Raw genomic sequence first — 17,628 nt, forward strand, 5'->3', positions numbered from 1 at the left:
ACAGAATTTCTTGACGACCATAGAGCATTGGAACCACCTGATCCCATCCCGAACTCAGCAGTGAAACGATGCATCGCCGATGGTAGTGTGGGGTTTCCCCATGTGAGAGTAGGTCATCGTCAAGATTAAATTCCGAAACCCCTATCTGCGTATGCAGGTAGGGGTTTTGTCTTTTCCGGCCTGCCGCCAGTGCAGCTCGCCCTCGAGCCTGTGGGAGCTGGCGACAGCCTGCGATCGAGTGCGAAGCGCTCGCCCCCACCAAAACCCAGACCCAAAAAAAACCACCCCGCAGGGTGGTTTCATCCGATCAAACACCCGATCAGTCGCCGTAATATTCGCAACCGCTGGTGCACGTCTCATGGATACGAACCTTGGACAGCTCGGGCAGCAACGGTTTGACCTGGTCCCAGATCCACTTGGCAATCACTTCGCTGGTCGGGTTTTCCAGGCCAGGAATGTCGTTCAGGTAGTTGTGGTCCAGCTGTTCATACAGCGGCTTGAAGATCGCCTTGATCTCGGAAAAGTCGCGAATCCAGCCGGTATGCGGATCCAGCGGGCCGGTCAGGTGCAAGGCAACCTTGAACGAGTGGCCGTGCAGACGGCCACACTTGTGCCCTTCAGGAACGTGCGGCAGTCGGTGAGCCGACTCGAAGGTGAACTCTTTGAAAATTTCCACGGTGTGGCCTGTATAGCTGATGGTGTAAGGGCTGGAGCAGGCCACGCGTCTTTGGTGTACTGCTCAATGTACTGATTGGTCGTTGCTGGGAGTTAAAGACGACATCCAGATCGAGATATCAGACTGACGCCAAGCGACCGAATTGGCTCCTATTCTAACCTGTTTTGGCAATGTTCCCGCTTTGAATCTGTGCGATACGGGCCGTTGTATTTGCTTTAAATGTAAAGTATTCGCATTTATACTGCGCGGTCACGTCATTCCCATGGCATCCGTTCCCCCTACGCGCAGGTCATCGTGCAGGTCGAGCCTCCCAAACCCACACTTCTGGCAGCATTGGTCCGGCATTATGACGAGCTGGTGGATCATGTACGCCGACGCTTCGGCGAACGGGTGTTCGCCCGGGAAGTCGTACACGACTTGTGTGTGCAGTTGCTTGAGCAGGATGAAAAGCAAGGGGTACGCACGCCCGTGGCCTTGTTGCGCAAGATCGCCCACGATATCGCGATCACCCGTTATCGTAGCGAGCGTCGACGCCAGGCTTGGATTGTCGGCGCTCCGGCATTGCCCGATGCAGTCAGTTGCGCTCCCAGCCAGGAGCGTCATCTTGAAGGCGAACGCACCTTGCAGTTGCTGACCGAGGCAATTGCGAATCTGCCCACCCGCTGTCAGACGGTGTTCGTGATGCACAAGCTGCATGAATTGCCGCAGGCCGAAGTGGCAGAGCGCCTGGGCATTTCACTCAAAACAGTAGAAAAGCACCTGCGCCTGGGTATGAATGCTTGCCGAGACTACCTGGGTACGGAGTTACTGCCATGACTCGCAATTCGCATAATCCCAAGGATTTCAGCCAGGAGGACGAGGCCATTGCCCGGTTTCGGGAAGACCTCAAGCAGCGTTTTCCGTTGCCGCCTGCAACGCCAGCCAAGCGCAAGCGCACCGCAGAAAAAACGCTCGGGCTGCTGCTGTTGGCAATTGCTGCTGGCGTCGTCTGGGTCGATCCGGCTTACCGCAGTCAACACGTTGCCAGCGAGGTTGGCCAGCGCCAGACGCTGCAGCTGGCTGATGGCAGTGAGGTCCTGCTCGACAGCAACAGTGAGCTGACGATCAGTTGGCACCTGCGCACTCGTCAGGTTGAGTTGAAGCGGGGGCAGGCGCTGTTCCAGGTCTCGCCGATGGTGTATCGCCCGTTCCTGGTCGATGCCGGCGGGGCAGGGGTGCGCGTGGTAGGCACCCGCTTCAACGTCAACCGGCGCGAGCAGGATGTTCAGGTCACGGTGGCAGAAGGCAAGGTCGCTGTCCGGGGAGAGGCCGCCGACACCGTTGCGCTGCTCGAACCAGGCCAGCAATTGCGCGTTCAGAAGGGCATCCCGGGTCAGGTAACACGGGTCAGCGTCCATGATGTCACCGCCTGGAAGGACAGCCGGCTGGTGTTTGAAAGTACCCCGCTTGCCGAGGTCATCGGCACGCTCCAGCGCTATTACCGTCAGCCGATCCTGCTCCAGGACCCGGACATTGCCCGGTTACCGCTATCCGGTGTGTTCGACAGCGGGCATGTCGATCGCCTGTTGGCGCTGTTACCCGGCATCCTGCCGGTAAGCGTTGCCAACGGCGCCGATGGTGCGGTGCTGATCAAATCGCGCGACACGAAAAAATAATTGCCGGCCGAGGTAGGGTTACGCGGCTGTGCTGACGGCTATCTCCATGCAACCTTACTTTGTGGAGAACAAGAACGTGAGTCAGCCCTACCTGCGTGCGCCTGTACGCCTGTCCTTGCTGGCTAGCAGCCTGCTGCTCAGCCAATGGTCGTTGGCGCAATCCGCACCCGTCGACTTCGATGTTCCAGCCTCTTCGCTGGAGAAGTCCCTCAATGCCGTCGCACGCCAATCCTCAGCGCAGATCCTGTTTGCCAGTGACATCACGGCTAACAAGACCGCACCTGCTCTGAAGGGACGCTACACCTTGCAGGAAGCGCTTGAACGGCTGCTGGGCAACAGCGGGCTGACTGCCCAGGAGCGTGACGAACACACCTACCTGGTGGTGCCGGGAAAATCTGCGGTTGTCACTGAAGCTGCGGTTAGTGGATCTGCAGCGGTGGAGCTGGCCAGCCTGGAAATCAGTTCGTCGCGTCTGAACAGCGATGTGGTGCCGCAGGCCCGGCAGGTCAATGTCATCGAGCGCGAACAACTGGAGCAGTTGCGCCAGGGCTCAGATGGCCTGGCCACCTTGCTGGCCAAAAGCATTCCCGGCATGGCCGACTCCAGCCGTACCATCACCGACTATGGCCAGACACTGCGTGGACGTACCATGCTGGTGTTGGTCGATGGCGTGCCGCTCAACACCAACCGCGATTCCTCACGCAACCTGGCGAACATCGACCCGGCGCTGATCGAGCGCATCGAAGTGATCCGTGGCAGCAGCGCCATTTACGGGGCGGGGGCAACCGGTGGCATTATCTCTATCACGACCCGCCCGGCGGGGGGTGAGCCGCGGGCGCAAACCAGCCTCAGCGCCGTCTCGCCGCTGAGCCAGCTGGACAGTGACGGCCTTGGCGGCCAGTTGCAGCATCACCTGTCCGGCTCGCAGGGGCAGGTCGACTACGCCCTGGACTTCGGCGCCCGGCACATTGGCGCCTCCTACGACGCCAATGGGCATCGCATCGCACCAGAGCCCAGCCAGGGCGATCTGTTTGATGCCAACACCTACAACATTGGCGGAAAACTGGGTTTGCACATCGATGAGGTGCAGCGTATCCAGCTGTCTGCCAGCCACTATAACGCCGAGCAGGATTCCGACTATACCTCCGACCCGTCTGTGGCCAGGCTCCCGCCAGGCTCGGTGCCGGCCAGGCCGCTGTCGGGCCTGTCGCTGGACGAGCAGAACCAGATAAAGAATACCCTGCTCAACCTTGAGTACGCGCACTCCGACATCCTCGGCGGTACGCTGAATGCGCAGCTCTACTACCGGGACTACTTCACCCGCTTCACGCCGTTTGATGCGCGGGCGGTGGCCACGCGTGGACGCAATGTCGACCAGGTGATGCAGAACAGCGAGGTGTACGGCAGCCGGATCACCCTGCGCACCCCGCTAGGCGACAAAGGCAATACGGAGCTGCTGTGGGGCGCAGATTTCAACCAGGAGCGCAGCGACATGCCCATCGACATCTTCGATCCGCGCGTCTACGACGCCAGCGGAGGCAGGGTGTTCGACAAGATTGGCAAGTTGACCTACATGCCCGACCTGACCTCGCGCAGTGTCGGCGGCTTTGCCCAGCTTCAGCACAAGTTCAACGATCAATGGTCGATGGAAGGCGGTCTGCGGTACGAGTACGCCACCGCTGAATACGATGACTTCATTCCGCTGTCGGAGTCGACCGCCGCCCCGCCGGCTACCGTCCAGGGGGGGGAGGTTCATTACGACGCAGTGTTGTCCAACATCAGCGTGACCTACTCGCCGGTAGCAGGCCAGGAGGTCTATGCCGCGTTCAGCCAGGGTTTCCAGCTGCCCGATATCGGCGTACAGCTACGTAACGCCCGCCGTGGATTCGATCTTGACTCGTCGAACCTGGAACCGGTAAAAACCAACAACTACGAGCTGGGCTGGCGTGGCGCGCTGGGTGAGCAGACGCTGGCGTCGCTGGCGGTGTTCTACACCACCTCGAACCTGGGGGATGTGCAAAGCTTCAACAACGGCCTGATCCTGACGCGCACCAAAGAGCGGATCTATGGTGTGGAAGGCAGCGCCGACTGGCTGACCAACGATGAGCGTTGGGGCGCAGGTGGCACCTTTACCTGGATGAAGGGCCGGGAGCAACCGGACGGCGGTGACTGGCAGGACATGACCGGGTACCGCATCCCGCCACTCAAGTTGACCGCTTACCTGCAGTTCAAGCCCAGCGACGTCTGGAGCAACCGTGTACAAGCCACCTATTTCGATGGCGATGATTATCGCCTGGATGGCGTTGCCAGCTTCGGTCGGCGCAAGGTCGATGGCTACACCACGGTAGACCTGATCAGCCAATACCAACTGAGCGAAGACGATCAGGTCAGCGTAGGTATTCAGAACCTGTTCAACCGCAGCTACTACCCGCTCTACAGCCAGCTGATGCGTAACAGCAACAACACCAGCCACCTGCCAGCGCCCGGCACCGTGCTGACGGCAACGTACACGCACGATTGGTAACAGCCTGATCGCCAGGGCAGGGGCCGGCTGTTATCAGGCTACCTTGCCCAGCGTTCGTTACAGCGGTTGCAGGTGCGCCTGCAGCCTGCCGGTTGCGATCAGCTCAAGCAGTTCGTCGCCCAGTCGCTGGCTTTCCGACATTGCTTTGTGCCAATAGCGTTGGCGGCTGCCGGCATCGCCCATAAAGCGCTTGAAATCGCTGCGGTCTGGCAACTTACCGAAAGGCAGGTTGGCCAGGTACTGGCTGGAGGGCGCCAGCAACAGCACGTTGCGCAAGCGCTCGCCATCGCCGCGTCGCCATGGCAAGGCCTTGTCGAACCAGCCGGGGATCACTTTATCGGTGAAGTGCGGGTACAGCACGATGTCGTCGCCGTGGTAGGGCAGGTCGAGGTGATAGTCGAGCAGCCCGCCATCACGGTAGGTGCCCTGGCCGACACCGGGGATGTCGCGTACCCCCTCCATGACCATCGGAATGGAGCCGGAAGCCAGCAGGGCATGGCGCAAGTTGGCCACATCCAGCGGCAGGCAGCGTGAAGGAAAGTCGGTCAGCGCCTGTAACGGCGGGGCACTGCGTGCATCGTGGAGGATGATCCGCTCGAAGTGCCGCGCCAGCCGGGAGCGGCTGATCAGGTTGTCGGCAATTACTGAAGACAGGCCCATGCCCAGGCGTGTGCGCTGGTCATGTGCCAACAGCCCATGGCTTTTGACCACCATGATATTGAGCCGGTAATCAGGGCTCTCGAGGATTTGCGCATCGCGACCCTGCAGTAGCTCATCGAGCATGCGCTGACAACTGCGGCTGACTTCGGCCTGAGTGACGCCCTTGGCGAAGTCCTGCTCGGTGTACAGCTGCCCGAGACGTTGCAAGGCCTCGGCGGGGTTGGGCAGGCAGGCACTGGCAAAGCGCCAGGAGCCGATGGACGCCCCGATCAGCGACCGTTCACGCGGTGCACTTGGCAGCCAGTGGCCGAACAATGCCAGGTCCAGGCCTTGTATGCCGAGGGCCTTGGGGCCGCCCGCAGCGCCCGGCAGCACGCCGACATCGGCCGCCTGCAATCCGTGTTCGCGGATGCGCTGCAAGGCGCGACGGCCGGCCTTGAGCGTCAGGGCCGGGTACTTGATATGGATTGCGCTCATACGGGCCTCACTGTCTGGAGCCGGCAATTATAAAGAACAGAGGTCCGGTTGTGGGGCGGGGGTGCGCTATCATGTCGCCAGTTGTTTTCAGCTTCAGTTAAGTTCGGTTGGTTAATCTAGGCCCCGTAGACACATTATTGATCTCAACGGAGACATACCATGAAAGCACTGACTGCCCTGTTTGTTACTGCCGCCCTTGCCCTGAGTGCCAATGTCGCACTGGCCAAAGACATCCCCATGCACGAAGTGACCAAGATGGTTCAGGACAAGACCATCCTGTCCCTGGACGACTTGAACGCCAAAGCGCTGGCCAAGCACCCGGGCGCCACGATCAAAGAGTCCGAGCTTGAAGATGTCTACGGTCGCCTGGTCTACAAAATCGACCTGCGTGATGCCCAGAACGTTGAATGGGACGTGGACCTGGACGCCAAGACCGGTGAAATCCTCAAGGACGTACAGGACAAGTAATGAGCGTTTGCACGCGAACAGCCCAGACCGTTCTCGTTGCGTTGTTGGCACTCTGTTCGCTGGCATCGGCCCGTGACCTTGATCAGGACGAAGCCCTGCAGCTACGGCAGCAGGGCGTCATCCTGCCGCTGGAAAAGCTGCTCAACGATGCCCTGGGACGCTATCCCGGGGCGAAGTTGCTGGAGGCGGAGCTGGAAGAGAAACACGGCCGCTACGAATACGAGGTCGAGCTGTTGACCCCGCAAGGGACGGTGCGCGAGATCAAACTGGACGCATCCAATGGCGTGTTGCTCAAAGATGAGGAAGATGATTGATGCGCCTGTTACTGGTCGAAGATAACGTGCCGCTGGCGGATGAACTGACCCAAGGCCTGCAGCGCCAGGGCTATGCGGTCGACTGGCTGGCCGATGGCCGTGACGCGGTCTACCAGGGCAGCAGCGAACCCTATGACCTGATCATTCTCGACCTGGGCTTGCCCGGGCTTTCCGGGCTTGAAGTCCTCGCGCAGTGGCGCGCCAGCGGCTTGTCGACGCCAGTGCTGATCCTCACCGCACGCAGCTCCTGGGCAGAGCGCATCGAGGGCCTCAAGGCCGGTGCCGATGACTACCTGAGCAAGCCATTTCATCCCGAAGAGCTGATGCTGCGCGTGCAGTCGCTGTTGCGCCGTGCCCGCGGCCTGGCCAATCAGCCAACCCTTGAGGCAGCGGGGCTGCAACTGGATGAAGGGCGCCAGTGCGTAACCCGCGATGGCGTCGACATCCAGCTCACCGCTGCAGAGTTTCGCCTGCTGCGTTACTTCATGCTGCATCCGCAGCAGATCCTGTCCAAGAGCCATCTGGCCGAACACCTTTATGACGGGGAAACCGAGCGCGACTCCAACGTGCTGGAGGTTCACGTCAATCATCTGCGCCGCAAACTGGGCCGTAGCGTCATCGAAACGCACCGTGGCCAGGGTTACCGCTATGCCGGGAGTGCTGAGTGAATTCGATTCAGGCGCGTTTGAGCCTCGGCCTGATTGCAGTGCTGGTGGTGGTGGGCCTGGCGCTGGCACAGCTCAGCCTGTGGCTGTTCGAAGTGGGGCTGCAGCGTTACCTCGAGACCGGCCTGCGCAAGGAAAGCGAAAACCTGTTGATCGCGATGGTGCGCGGGCAATCGGGGCTTGAGCTGGATGAGCGTCGGGTGTCCGCCGCCTATCAGCGGCCGTTCTCCGGCTACTATTTTCGCATCGATTTTGACGGTGGCAGTTGGCGCTCCCGTTCGCTCTGGGACCTGGACCTGCCGGCACCCGCCACCAGCGGCCTGCACACCGATCTGGAATTGGGGCCTGAGAATCAGCAGCTGCTGGTGTTGCGCAGTGACTACCGGCGCTTCGGCCAGGCGATAGCGATCAGTGTCGCCCAGGACTACACCCCGGTGCGCGACCAGTTTCGCCGCATGCAACAGATTGGCCTGGGCCTTGGCCTTGTGGCGCTGATCCTGGTGCTGGTGGCCCAGCGCATCACCGTGACTCGGTCGCTGCGTCCACTGGAACGCGCCCGCGAGCAGATTGCCCAGCTGCAGCAGGGCAAGCGTTCACACCTCGACACGCAAGTGCCGACTGAGCTTGAGCCGCTGGTCGAGCAGATCAACCACCTGTTGGCGCATACCGAAGACAGCCTGCGCCGATCGCGCAATGCCCTGGGCAATCTGGGTCATGCCTTGAAAACGCCGCTGGCCGTGTTGCTGAGCCTGGCCTCCAGCGAGCAGCTCCACGACAAGCCGCAGGTGCGCGTACAGCTGCGAGAACAACTGGAGCAGATCCAGCAACGCTTGAGCCGTGAACTCAACCGGGCCCGTCTGGCCGGTGATGCCTTGCCCGGGGCGCAATTCGATTGTGATGCCGAGTTACCCGGGCTGCTCGGCACCTTGAGCATGATCCACGGCGAAGGCCTGACCTTGAGCCAGCAGGTGCCGTCGGGTCTGTTGTTGCCCTGGGACCGGGAAGACCTGCTCGAACTGCTCGGCAACTTGCTGGACAACGCCTGTAAATGGGCAGACAGCGAGGTGCGGTTGAGTATCGAGGATCACCTCGAGCGTTACCGGCTGCTTATTGATGACGATGGCCCTGGCATCCCGGTCAATGAACGCCAGCAGGTCCTGGAGAGGGGCACCCGCCTGGATGAGCAGATCGAAGGGCATGGCCTGGGGTTGGGCATCGTGCGCGATATCGTCGAGGCCTGGAGCGGGCAGATGACGCTGCAGGAAAGCCCCCTGGGCGGATTGCGGGTGTGCATCGAGCTGCCGCGCAAGGTGGGCCGCTGAGCGCCGATGGCGCGAAAAATTGGCCACTTCGATCTCTTTTTGGCCAGCCACACACTGTGAGCCGCGCAAGCGCTCAGCAAAAATCAGACGCGATCAGGCCATGCCGCTGCATTGGCCGATGCCTATTCTTAGCCGTTTTTCTCCTTGGCCTTGGTTGTTCATTCAGGCCGCCTGCCGTGTACAAACCATAAGAACAGTGAGCTCACGCCACACTCGGGGGAACAATCAATGACCACACTCAAACGCATGCTGGCCGTCAGTGTCGGGGCACTGACGCTGTTGACCGGCGCCGTGCAGGCCGAAACGCGATCTTTGCGGGTGTACAACTGGGCGGACTACATCCTGCCTTCCGTGCCCAAGGACTTTGCCGCACAAACCGGCATCAAGGTGACCTGGGACACCTTCGACACCAACGAATCGCTGGAAGCCAAATTGCTTACCGGCAACTCCGGGTATGACCTGGTGGTGCCGTCGAACCAGTTTCTCGACACCCAGATCAAGGCGGGGGTTTTCCAGAAACTGGACAAGAGCAAGTTGCCCAACTGGAGTCACCAGGATCCGGTGCTGCTCAAGCTGCTGGACAGCAACGATCCCGGTAACCAGTACGGCGTGCCCTACATGTACGGCACGGTGCTGATCGGCTTCAATCCGGCCAAGGTCAAGGCCGCGCTGGGTGATCAGGCGCCGGTGGACAGCTGGGACCTGGTGTTCAAGCCCGAAAACATGGAGAAGCTCAAGTCGTGCGGCGTTGCCATGCTCGACTCGCCTTCGGAAATTCTGCCGCTGGCCTTGCACTACCTGGGCCTGGACCCCAACAGCCAGAATCCGGAGGACTACGAAAAAGCCAAGGCGTTGATGTTGAAGGTGCGCCCCTATGTCACCTATTTCAACTCCGCCAAATACATGACCGACATTGCCAACGGCGACATCTGCGTTGCCATCGGTTACTCCGGCAGCTTCTACCAGTTTGGCAACCGCGCCAAAGAGGCGGGTAACGGTGTGGTCGTCGACTGGCGTCTGCCCAAAGAAGGGGCGCCGATCTGGTTCGACACTTTTGCCATTCCGAAAAGCGCGAAGAATGTCGCCGAGGCCCATGCGTTTCTGAATAACCTGATGGAGCCGAAAGTCATTGCACCGATCAGTGATTTTCTCGGCTATCCCAACGCCAACAAAGACTCGCTGGCGCTGATCAACCCGGCCATTACCGCTAACCCGAACCTGACACCGACCCAGGACGCCCTGGCCAAACTGTATGTGGTACAGCCGCTGCCGCAAAAGCTTGAGCGAGTGCGCACCCGCGTCTGGACCAGCATCAAGTCGGATAAATAGCGGGTTCTCAGGCCAGGGTCAGGCTCAGCATTACTGGCAGCGTCAGCGCTGCCAGCAAGGTCTGCAAGGCAATGATATTGGCCATCAGTGGCGCGTTACCGCCCATTTGTCGCGCCATCACGTACGAGGAGGAAGCGGTCGGCAGCGCCTGGAACAGAATGGCGACGGTTGCTGCCTGGCCGCTCAACCCGAGCACGCGACAGGTCCCGTAGGTCGTCAGTGGCAGCACCACGAACTTGAACAATGACGCGGCCAGCAAGGGGCGTGGACCCAAGCCGCGGGCGCTGCCCCCCAGCGCTGCACCGACGCACAGCAGGCCCAGCGGCAAGGCAGCCTGGCCCAGTGCCTTGATGGTCGGTTCGATGCCGGCAGGGAGCCCCATCCCGGTCAGGCGCAGGGCAATGCCCAGGGCACAGCCGACGATCAACGGATTGCTGCAGATTGCCTTGGCGACGGCGCGGGCCGAGCTTTGCGCGCCGTTGTAGCGGGCAAAGGCCAGGACGCACAGCACGTTGACCGTGGGCACGATGGCGGCGTTGGCGACAGCTGCCAGGGCGATGCCGCCGGTGCCATAAATGCCGGCCGCCAGGGTGGCGCCGATGTAGTTGTTGAAGCGGATTCCGCCCTGGAACACCGAGGTGAAACTGGCGCCGTCGCCGGCGATGACGCCCTTGCACAGCACCAGCAAGACTGCGCCGATCAGGGTTGAGATCAATAGCACCGTTACCATGTCGAACACCGGCAGGCCGCTGAGGTCAGCGGTGGCCAGGCTATGGACGAACAGTGCAGGCAGCAGCACAAAGTAGCTCAGGCGTTCGGCCGCCGGCCAGAAGCTATCGCCGAGAAAGTCGCAGGCGCGCAGCCAGCGGCCCAGCGCGATCAGCAAGGCAATCGGCACGATGGTGGCAAGGATCAGATTCAGCATCAGGCATTTTCCGTGAGTGTCGACGCCCCTGGGTAGGTGTCGAGATCAGGCTAGCCGCTGGCACTGAAAGAAAAAAACGTTTAATACTCAATCAACCGTTGAGAAAAACTCAAGGGTTGCCCAATGTCGCTTTCAGTACGGCTGTCAGGTGCCGGCGACGGCTGCTGGCGTGTTCGAGCAGGCCGACGGCGCGGGTGCGTTGCGGCTCGCCGAAGGGCAGCAAGGTCACAGCAGGCAGGGCTTCAAGATCTTCATCGGCCAGCGGCACGATGGCCACACCCAGGCCCATCGAGGCCATGTGCGTCAGCGCTTGCTGACTGTCCAGTTCCATCTGCTCGCTAACGGGGAGCTGTTGTTTTCGCAGTTCCTGCTCGATCATGCGTCCGGCCCAGGCGCGTTTGTCAAAGCGCAAAAACGGTTGGCAGGCCAGCAACTCTCTCAGGTTCAGACCCGCAAAGGCAGGGCCGGCTACGGCCCAGAAGCGGTTTTGATAGAGCGGAGTAAAATCCAGGTTGGCCGGGTAGGGCGGTACCGGCTCGGTGGTGATGGCGGCATCCAGTTCGCCGTCTTCAACGCGCCGCGCCAGCTCGGCGGACATGCCCGAGAGCACGCTGATGTGCAGGTGCGGATGTTCGGCCTTGATGCGCACCAATGCTGCTGGCAGACGCCCGGCCAGGGCTGTCTGGATGGCGCCGATCTTCAGTCGTCCATGCAGGCCCGGGCCGTTCACCAGAGCATCCGCCATCTCGTCATAGGCAGCAAGAATGCCCTCGGCGCGCTCGACTACCAGATGCCCGGCTTCGGTCAGGCTGACCTGGCGCCGGCTGCGGTCGAACAGGCTGACGTTAAGCTCTTCTTCCAGGCTGCGGATATGCAGGCTCACCGCTGAGGGGGTCAGGCTGAGGATATCGGCGGCACGGGCAAAGGTGCCATGACGGGCGATGGTGACCAGGGTACGCAGGGCTTTGAGCGACAAGCAGGGCTCCGGTAGCAAACAGGCGACAAGTCGCCATCATGGCGTCGATTCGTCGCGATTGAAAGCTACAGGGCCGCCGCGACCTTGCTGGCTTGTTCTGCCGGCAGCCACGCTTTCCAGATATCAGGGTGGTCCTTGAGGAACTGTTGCGCGGCGTCTTTCGGCGGTTGGCGGTGTTCACTCATGTGCGCCAGCGTCTGGTTGAGTGTCTCGATCGGCAGGTCGACCTTGGCAAACATCTCGACCAGTTCGGGGTACTGCTGCCTGAACGCGGCCGAGACGCCAATCGAGAGTTTTGCCGGCAACGAGCGGCTGCCCTGTGGTTTGGGATTGCTGGCGTCGGTCAGGGTCTTCCAGGCGGCTTCGTTGAAGGGTGGCTCTTCCAGGCGTACCAGCTGAAAGCGCCCCATCAGCGGGGTGGGCGACCAGTAGTAGAACAGCACCGGTTTGCCGCGCTGAATTGATGAGGTGACCTCGGCATCCAGTGCCGCGCCGGAACCGCTGCGAAAGTTCACGTACTTGTCGTCCAGGCCATAGGCCTTGAGCTTCTGGCTGTTGACGGTTTCCGAGGTCCAGCCGCTGGGGCTGTTGAGGAAGCGGCCTTTTTTCGGTTCCTCCGGGTCGCGGAAGACCTGGGCGTAGCGCTTGAGATCTTCGACCGTGCGCAGGTCCGGTGCTTTGGCCTCTATGTTTCGCTTGGCATCGCCCTCGATCACGAACTTAGGTACATACCAACCTTCATCGGCATTTTTCACCGTGTCGCCGAGCGCAAACACCTCGCCGGCCTGTTCGGCCTTGACCCACGCGGGGCTGCGACCGGCCCATTCTTCGGCAATCACCTGAATGTCGTTACGTGCCAGCGCCACTTCCATACTCACGGTGCTGCCGGGGAGGGTGTCGGTGGCATAGCCATAGCCCTTCTCGACGATCAGGCGGAGGATTTCCGTGGTCAGGCTGCCGCTTTCCCAGGTGATGTCACCGAAGTGAATGGGCGCCTGCCGGTCGTCAGCGGTGGCGGCCAGGCCAAAACCGAGGAGCAGGCTAGCCAGCAGCGTTGGAATCAGTTTCATTGCAGCCTCGTTGGTTGCCGGTCACCGGGTTCGGGCAAGTGTAGACGACGAGGCAATCGAGCTGTTCTGGCCAGGGCACCCGGAAGCGCTTCGGGCTGTGTCTGCCGGGCGCCTCCTGAAAGGATGGAGAGTACGTGCGCCGGGGGCGCATTCAATCCATCACAAGGAAGCGGCATGATGAGTATCGATATCAGTTTTGTGTACTTCAGGAACTTCCGTTTCGATGGGCAATTCCACGTTCGCTGTAGCGGCAATGACCTGTGCAACGTTAAGCACATTCACTACCTGCTGGAGCGGATCGAGGCTCAAGGGGCGGTGCCTGTGGATGGCAAAACCGTGCAGTCACAAAGCCAGAGCGGCGCGCTGGAACACCATGGTTGTCCGGTAACTCTGTTCAGCGGGCAGGTGCCGGGCACTTACCAGATCACGCCTCAGGTAACGTTGACCGATGCAGAAATCCTGAGAAGGAATCTGCCTCACTATGCCAGTGGCGATCTGGTACTGGCACCTCTGGTCATTGTCATTGGTGAGGATGAGTCGGCCAGAAGCATCCTCGACAAGGTATCACTGCCTGCGGCGGCCACCGGTCGGCGTCGGCGCGATGTGGCCGGTGTCAGTCCGGCTGGATTACCGGAGATTGATGATCCCTATGGCGAGGTTCATGCGCAGCTCCCGGAGATGGAAAGCGGCGAGCGCTTTCCACCTTTGCTGGTGAAGTTCATCCCCGGCGGCTTTTCACAGTTGCTGGCCGAGCTTGAACCGGACAGTGACTCTACCCTTGTACGCCGCTGGCCCAAGCTCAAGCAGGTGATTGACCCGCAGCCGCTGTTGAATGAGCAAGAGCGGCAAGACAGCGCGATGAGTACGCTTCAGCATTTTTATGTCATCGAACAACCTTCCGGCATGCGCAATGACATATTCGTCGAGCTGATCAGAACTCTGGCTCCGTTGGACTATGTCGCCTCCCTGATGTTCATGGCGCCGCCGGCCGAGGAGGGCAACCTGCTGATTGCCGGCGTGGCTGCTATCGTCGCGACGTTGATCACGGGGGCGGCAGTGGCCGCCGGAGACCGGGCGTATGAAGAGGCGCAGCCGACACCTGACTTCAAAGCGCTGCAGACGTATCTGGATGAGCCGGGATCCCGCTACAAGGGCATGAACATCCGCAAGGTCTGGGAGCAGCAGGTAGTCGGCAGCGGGGTCAGGGTACATTTTTCGGATGGCGGGCTATATCCGAACCATGAGGATTTGCGCGGCAACCCGAACCTGGACATCGTCAGTCTTGCACCCAACAGTGACCCTCGGCACGGTACCGCATCGGTTGGGCTGCTTCTGGCCCGAGCCAATGGTCTGGGTATGACGGGCATCTGTCACGCCAGCGAGTTGTATATGTACGACAACAGGGCAACCAAACAGTACAACGTGCAAACCCCGAAGGATCTTCTGCGCTACGTGAGGCCCGGCGACATTGTGGCCGTCAACCGGCAAACCGCCAACATCAATGCGATGACAACCTTTCTCCCTTCATTGCACGACGAGCTCTGGTGGGACGCAACCCGCCAGCTGACTGAACGTGGTGCGGTCGTAGTCAATGCCGCGTGCAACGGCAGCTACAAAACGGACACCAGCAAGCGCGCCATCGCAAATTTTGGTGTTGATCTGTCGGAGTGGCCGTACTTCCTCGACCACGGCGATGCGGATGCGATACTGGTCGGAGCCTGCCATTCCTGGGATGGCAAACCCCATCAGTACTCGAACTACAACTACCGCTACCGCATGCTCAACAGTTGGGGCGACAGTGTCGCGACCCTGAGCTACGGGGCATTGCAGGACAAAGAGGGCAACGATCGTGACTACACTGATAACTACGGCGGTACCTCTAGTGCAACCCCGTTGGTGACCGGCGCATTGGCGTTGATCCAGTCCTATGCCATCGAGCACCACCATGTTTACCTCAATGCCAACCAGATGCATCTGCTGGTCATGGAGTCTGGCTACAAGGACGCTACGCTGCCTCATGCGGATGTGCTGCCCATGGGGGCGCGGCCTGATGTCCATGGCGCGTTGGTGTTGCTGGATCGCATTCTGGGAGGCGGCAAGTTCCATACAGTGAAGGACGAACTTTGACGCAGTGAACGTCAGGCGTGGCCAGTGGAGCCGGGGCGGCTCCACAGGCACAAGGTTCAGACGCGGAACTGATCCATCAAGCCCTGCTGCTGGTTGGCCAGGCTGTTGAGCGACTGGCTGACCCGCGCCGACTCGTTGGCCTGGCCCGAGAGCGACTCGGTCACGTCGCGAATGGTGGCGACGTTGTTGTTGATCTCTTCGGCCACGGCGCTTTGCTCTTCGGCGGCGCTGGCGATCTGCAGGTTCATGTCGCTGATCACGGTGACGGCATCGCCGATCTGCTGCAGTGCGGTTACCGCCTGACCGACTTGCTCAACGCTGCCCTGGGCCTGGCGATGGCTGCTGTCCATGGCGCCCACCACCTCGCGGGTTCCGGCCTGCAGATGCTCGATGACCTGACGGGTTTCTTCCACCGACTCCTGGGTTCGGCGGGCGAGGTTGCGTACTTCATCGGCCACCACGGCAAAACCTCGGCCCGCTTCACCGGCGCGGGCGGCTTCAATGGCGGCGTTGAGCGCCAGCAGGTTGGTCTGTTCGGCGATGGAGCGGATCACTTCAAGTACCGAACCGATTTTCTCGCTGTTCTCGGCCAGGCCTTCGACCTGGGTCATCGCGGTATTCATGTCGGCGGCCAGGGTATCGATGCTGGCGGTGGTGCGGTCGATTACCGCCAGGCCCTGGCGCGTGGCCTGGTCGGCGTCGCGGGCGGCCTGGGCAGCTTGCGCGGCACTTCGAGCCACATCCTGGGCGGTGGCACTCATCTCGTGCGAGGCTGTTGCCACCTGGTCTACCTGGCGGTACTGCTGCTCCATGCCGGCACTGGTCTGGCTGGCAATCGCCGAGGATTGGTCAGCGGTGTCGCGCGCCGCCTGCACCGAGCGTTTGACCTCGGCAATGGTCGGCTGCAGCTTGTCGAGGAAGCGGTTGAACCAGCCGGCCAGTTCACCGAGCTCATCGCGTTTGTCGTATTGCAGGCGGCGGGTCAGGTCACCTTCACCACTGGCAATGTCCTTGAGCATGGCGGCGACGCTGAGAATCGGCCGGGTCACGGTGCGGGCCATCAGCCAGATCAACAGCAGGCCGACAATGGCGGCCAGGCCACCCAGGCCCAGTTCGATCAGGGTGCCGCTGGTGCTGCGTTGGTCGAGCTCCTGTTTCAGGGCGTCGGCCGGGCCGGTGAGGGCGCTTTCCGGCACATCGAGCAACACGCCCCAGGATTTGCCCCCGGGAATCGGGGTAAAGGAGGCCAGCACTTTCAGGCGCTGTTCGTGATGGATGCTGTGCAGTGGCGTGCTGTCGGCCAACAGACGGATCAGTTCGGCACCTTTTTCTGTGTCGACCTGGTCAAACCGCTTGGCCAGTTTGCTGGCGTCCGCGCTGTAACCGGCGAGCAAGCCCGCGGGGCTGAGGATGCTGACTTGCGTCTGGCCCTGGTACAGGTTGCGGCTGGCTTGCTGGCTCAGGGCCTGCAGGCTGTTCAGGTTGATGTCCACCGACAGCGTGGCCACCACTTTGTCGGCGACCATCAGCGGGAAGGCGATGCTGGTCATCAGCACTTGCTGGCCATTGATCTCGTAAAAGTACGGCTCGATCACACAGACCTTGCGCGTGCTGCGTGGGCACATCGACCAGGTGTTGGCAGGCTCGCCGCTAGGGCCTACGCTGGTGTCGGCCAGGTCGCGCTCCGGCAGGGTCATGGAGGTCAGTTGACCGGGTGTAGGTTGCGACCAATACAGGGAGAAGCGGCCTTTTTCGTTGCTGCCCAGCTTTTCCTGGTTGGCGAACAGTTCGTCCTTGTTGTCCAGCGCGTTGGGCTCGAACACCAGCGACAGACCGAGCAGGTCGGGGTTGGCCTGCAATGCCGAATACACCTGGCGGGTCAGGTCTTCGCGCAGATCGAAGGCGTCGATGAAGCGCTTTTCAGCCTGTTCGCGCAAAAACAGCACCTGACGGGAAAAGCCTGCGCCGTATTGGTAGGCGTCCATGAACTGGCGGCGAATGCTCAACGCCTGGACTTCGCCCTGGGACTCGATGCGTTGCTGGGCCGCCTCGGTGAGCATTTGCGTGCTGCTGGCCTTGACCAGCTCTGAGCTATGCTCCATGCGGTACAACGAGAGGCCGACCAGCAGGGTTACGATGCTGGCCAGGCACAGCCCGGCCAGCAGGGTGATCTTCCACTGAATGGAAAGTTGTCTGAACGACATGGCGAAGTCCTTTGATCTGAAAGTCTGAGGCTGTCGAGCGTATCGGCGGCAAAGCGGCGTTCTTTACTAAAAAAACTTATTTCAAAGGATTTATTTCGGTTGATTTAGAGCGCTTTTTTGCAGAATGCCGCACCCCGTGCTTTGACAAGCAAGGGGGTCTGCTTCAGAGTGTGCGCCCCCATAAAAATTACCTGTCGTTCGGCCTCTGCTTGCGGGCAGTCTGTCGCCGATGCGGT

Annotated in this window: 16 protein-coding genes, 1 rRNA gene and 1 pseudogene; 10 read left to right on the forward strand and 8 right to left on the reverse strand. The window is 61.0% G+C overall.

Going from position 1 to position 17,628, the window contains the following annotated elements; genetic code table 11:
• The first annotated feature begins 9 nt into the window (after positions 1-9).
• Positions 10-125, forward strand: a 5S ribosomal RNA gene (rrf, locus tag I5S59_RS24370).
• A 194-nt stretch (positions 126-319) separates the two neighbouring features.
• Here rrf and queD read toward each other — a convergent pair.
• Positions 320-676, reverse strand: a complete 357-nt coding sequence (gene queD / locus I5S59_RS24375; RefSeq protein WP_010226613.1) for a 6-carboxytetrahydropterin synthase QueD — start codon at positions 674-676, stop codon at positions 320-322.
• A gap of 63 nt (positions 677-739) precedes the next feature.
• Positions 740-847: an AlpA family phage regulatory protein gene (locus I5S59_RS26550; RefSeq protein WP_269670225.1), complete on the reverse strand. Its 108-nt coding sequence runs from the start codon at positions 845-847 to the stop codon at positions 740-742.
• 123 nt (positions 848-970) lie between these two features.
• On the opposite strand from I5S59_RS26550, the gene I5S59_RS24385 reads away from it, so the two are divergent.
• From I5S59_RS24385 to I5S59_RS24395, 3 genes are read left to right on the forward strand one after another with little or no spacing between them, the layout of a single operon-like run.
• Positions 971-1,492, forward strand: coding sequence for an RNA polymerase sigma factor (locus I5S59_RS24385; RefSeq protein WP_197878846.1), 522 nt, complete (start codon positions 971-973; stop codon positions 1,490-1,492).
• Positions 1,489-2,331 carry a FecR family protein gene (locus tag I5S59_RS24390; protein ID WP_197878847.1) on the forward strand — a complete coding sequence of 281 codons (843 nt, stop codon included), beginning with the start codon at positions 1,489-1,491 and terminating at the stop codon, positions 2,329-2,331. The genes I5S59_RS24385 and I5S59_RS24390 overlap by 4 nt, the downstream gene beginning before the upstream one ends.
• A gap of 46 nt (positions 2,332-2,377) precedes the next feature.
• Positions 2,378-4,855: a TonB-dependent siderophore receptor gene (locus tag I5S59_RS24395; RefSeq protein WP_197878848.1), complete on the forward strand. Its 2,478-nt coding sequence runs from the start codon at positions 2,378-2,380 to the stop codon at positions 4,853-4,855.
• A 57-nt stretch (positions 4,856-4,912) separates the two neighbouring features.
• Here the strand turns inward: I5S59_RS24395 and I5S59_RS24400 are convergent, their stop codons facing one another.
• Positions 4,913-5,992: a patatin-like phospholipase family protein gene (locus I5S59_RS24400; RefSeq protein ID WP_197878849.1), complete on the reverse strand. Its 1,080-nt coding sequence runs from the start codon at positions 5,990-5,992 to the stop codon at positions 4,913-4,915.
• Between the two features lie 159 nt (positions 5,993-6,151).
• Between I5S59_RS24400 and I5S59_RS24405 the strand changes: the two genes are divergently transcribed.
• From I5S59_RS24405 to I5S59_RS24425, 5 genes are all read left to right on the forward strand, one after another.
• Positions 6,152-6,460 (forward strand): PepSY domain-containing protein, encoded by a 309-nt coding sequence (locus I5S59_RS24405; protein ID WP_128326297.1) that lies wholly within the window; start codon positions 6,152-6,154, stop codon positions 6,458-6,460.
• Positions 6,460-6,774 (forward strand): PepSY domain-containing protein, encoded by a 315-nt coding sequence (locus I5S59_RS24410; protein WP_128326298.1) that lies wholly within the window; start codon positions 6,460-6,462, stop codon positions 6,772-6,774. The genes I5S59_RS24405 and I5S59_RS24410 overlap by 1 nt, the downstream gene beginning before the upstream one ends.
• Positions 6,774-7,442, forward strand: coding sequence for a response regulator transcription factor (locus I5S59_RS24415; protein ID WP_197878850.1), 669 nt, complete (start codon positions 6,774-6,776; stop codon positions 7,440-7,442). The genes I5S59_RS24410 and I5S59_RS24415 overlap by 1 nt, the downstream gene beginning before the upstream one ends.
• Entirely contained in the window at positions 7,439-8,761 is a 1,323-nt protein-coding gene (locus I5S59_RS24420; RefSeq protein WP_197878851.1) for an ATP-binding protein, read from the forward strand. The genes I5S59_RS24415 and I5S59_RS24420 overlap by 4 nt, the downstream gene beginning before the upstream one ends.
• 228 nt (positions 8,762-8,989) lie before the next feature.
• Positions 8,990-10,090 (forward strand): polyamine ABC transporter substrate-binding protein, encoded by a 1,101-nt coding sequence (locus tag I5S59_RS24425; RefSeq protein ID WP_197878852.1) that lies wholly within the window; start codon positions 8,990-8,992, stop codon positions 10,088-10,090.
• Positions 10,091-10,097: 7 nt separating this feature from the next.
• On the opposite strand, the gene I5S59_RS24430 is transcribed toward I5S59_RS24425, so the two are convergent.
• From I5S59_RS24430 to I5S59_RS24440, 3 genes are all read right to left on the reverse strand, one after another.
• Positions 10,098-11,015, reverse strand: coding sequence for an AEC family transporter (locus I5S59_RS24430; protein WP_197878853.1), 918 nt, complete (start codon positions 11,013-11,015; stop codon positions 10,098-10,100).
• Positions 11,016-11,124: 109 nt separating this feature from the next.
• Positions 11,125-11,991 (reverse strand): LysR family transcriptional regulator, encoded by an 867-nt coding sequence (locus tag I5S59_RS24435; RefSeq protein ID WP_197878854.1) that lies wholly within the window; start codon positions 11,989-11,991, stop codon positions 11,125-11,127.
• A gap of 65 nt (positions 11,992-12,056) precedes the next feature.
• Positions 12,057-13,061, reverse strand: coding sequence for an ABC transporter substrate-binding protein (locus I5S59_RS24440; protein WP_197878855.1), 1,005 nt, complete (start codon positions 13,059-13,061; stop codon positions 12,057-12,059).
• A 177-nt stretch (positions 13,062-13,238) separates the two neighbouring features.
• Here I5S59_RS24440 and I5S59_RS24445 point away from each other — a divergent pair, with 177 nt between their 5' ends.
• A complete protein-coding gene (locus I5S59_RS24445; protein ID WP_197878856.1) occupies positions 13,239-15,188 on the forward strand; it encodes a S8 family serine peptidase in 1,950 nt (649 codons plus the stop codon).
• Positions 15,189-15,244: 56 nt separating this feature from the next.
• On the opposite strand, the gene I5S59_RS26815 is transcribed toward I5S59_RS24445, so the two are convergent.
• Together I5S59_RS26815 and I5S59_RS26820 are read right to left on the reverse strand one after the other, a co-directional pair.
• Positions 15,245-16,000, reverse strand: coding sequence for a methyl-accepting chemotaxis protein (locus tag I5S59_RS26815; RefSeq protein ID WP_420066476.1), 756 nt, complete (start codon positions 15,998-16,000; stop codon positions 15,245-15,247).
• 102 nt (positions 16,001-16,102) lie between these two features.
• Positions 16,103-17,392: pseudogene (locus I5S59_RS26820) on the reverse strand (HAMP domain-containing protein); the annotation flags it as partial.
• Positions 17,393-17,628: the final 236 nt, after the last annotated feature.

Source organism: Pseudomonas alkylphenolica (assembly GCF_016009175.1).
Taxonomy (GTDB): Bacteria; Pseudomonadota; Gammaproteobacteria; order Pseudomonadales; family Pseudomonadaceae; genus Aquipseudomonas; species Aquipseudomonas alkylphenolica_B.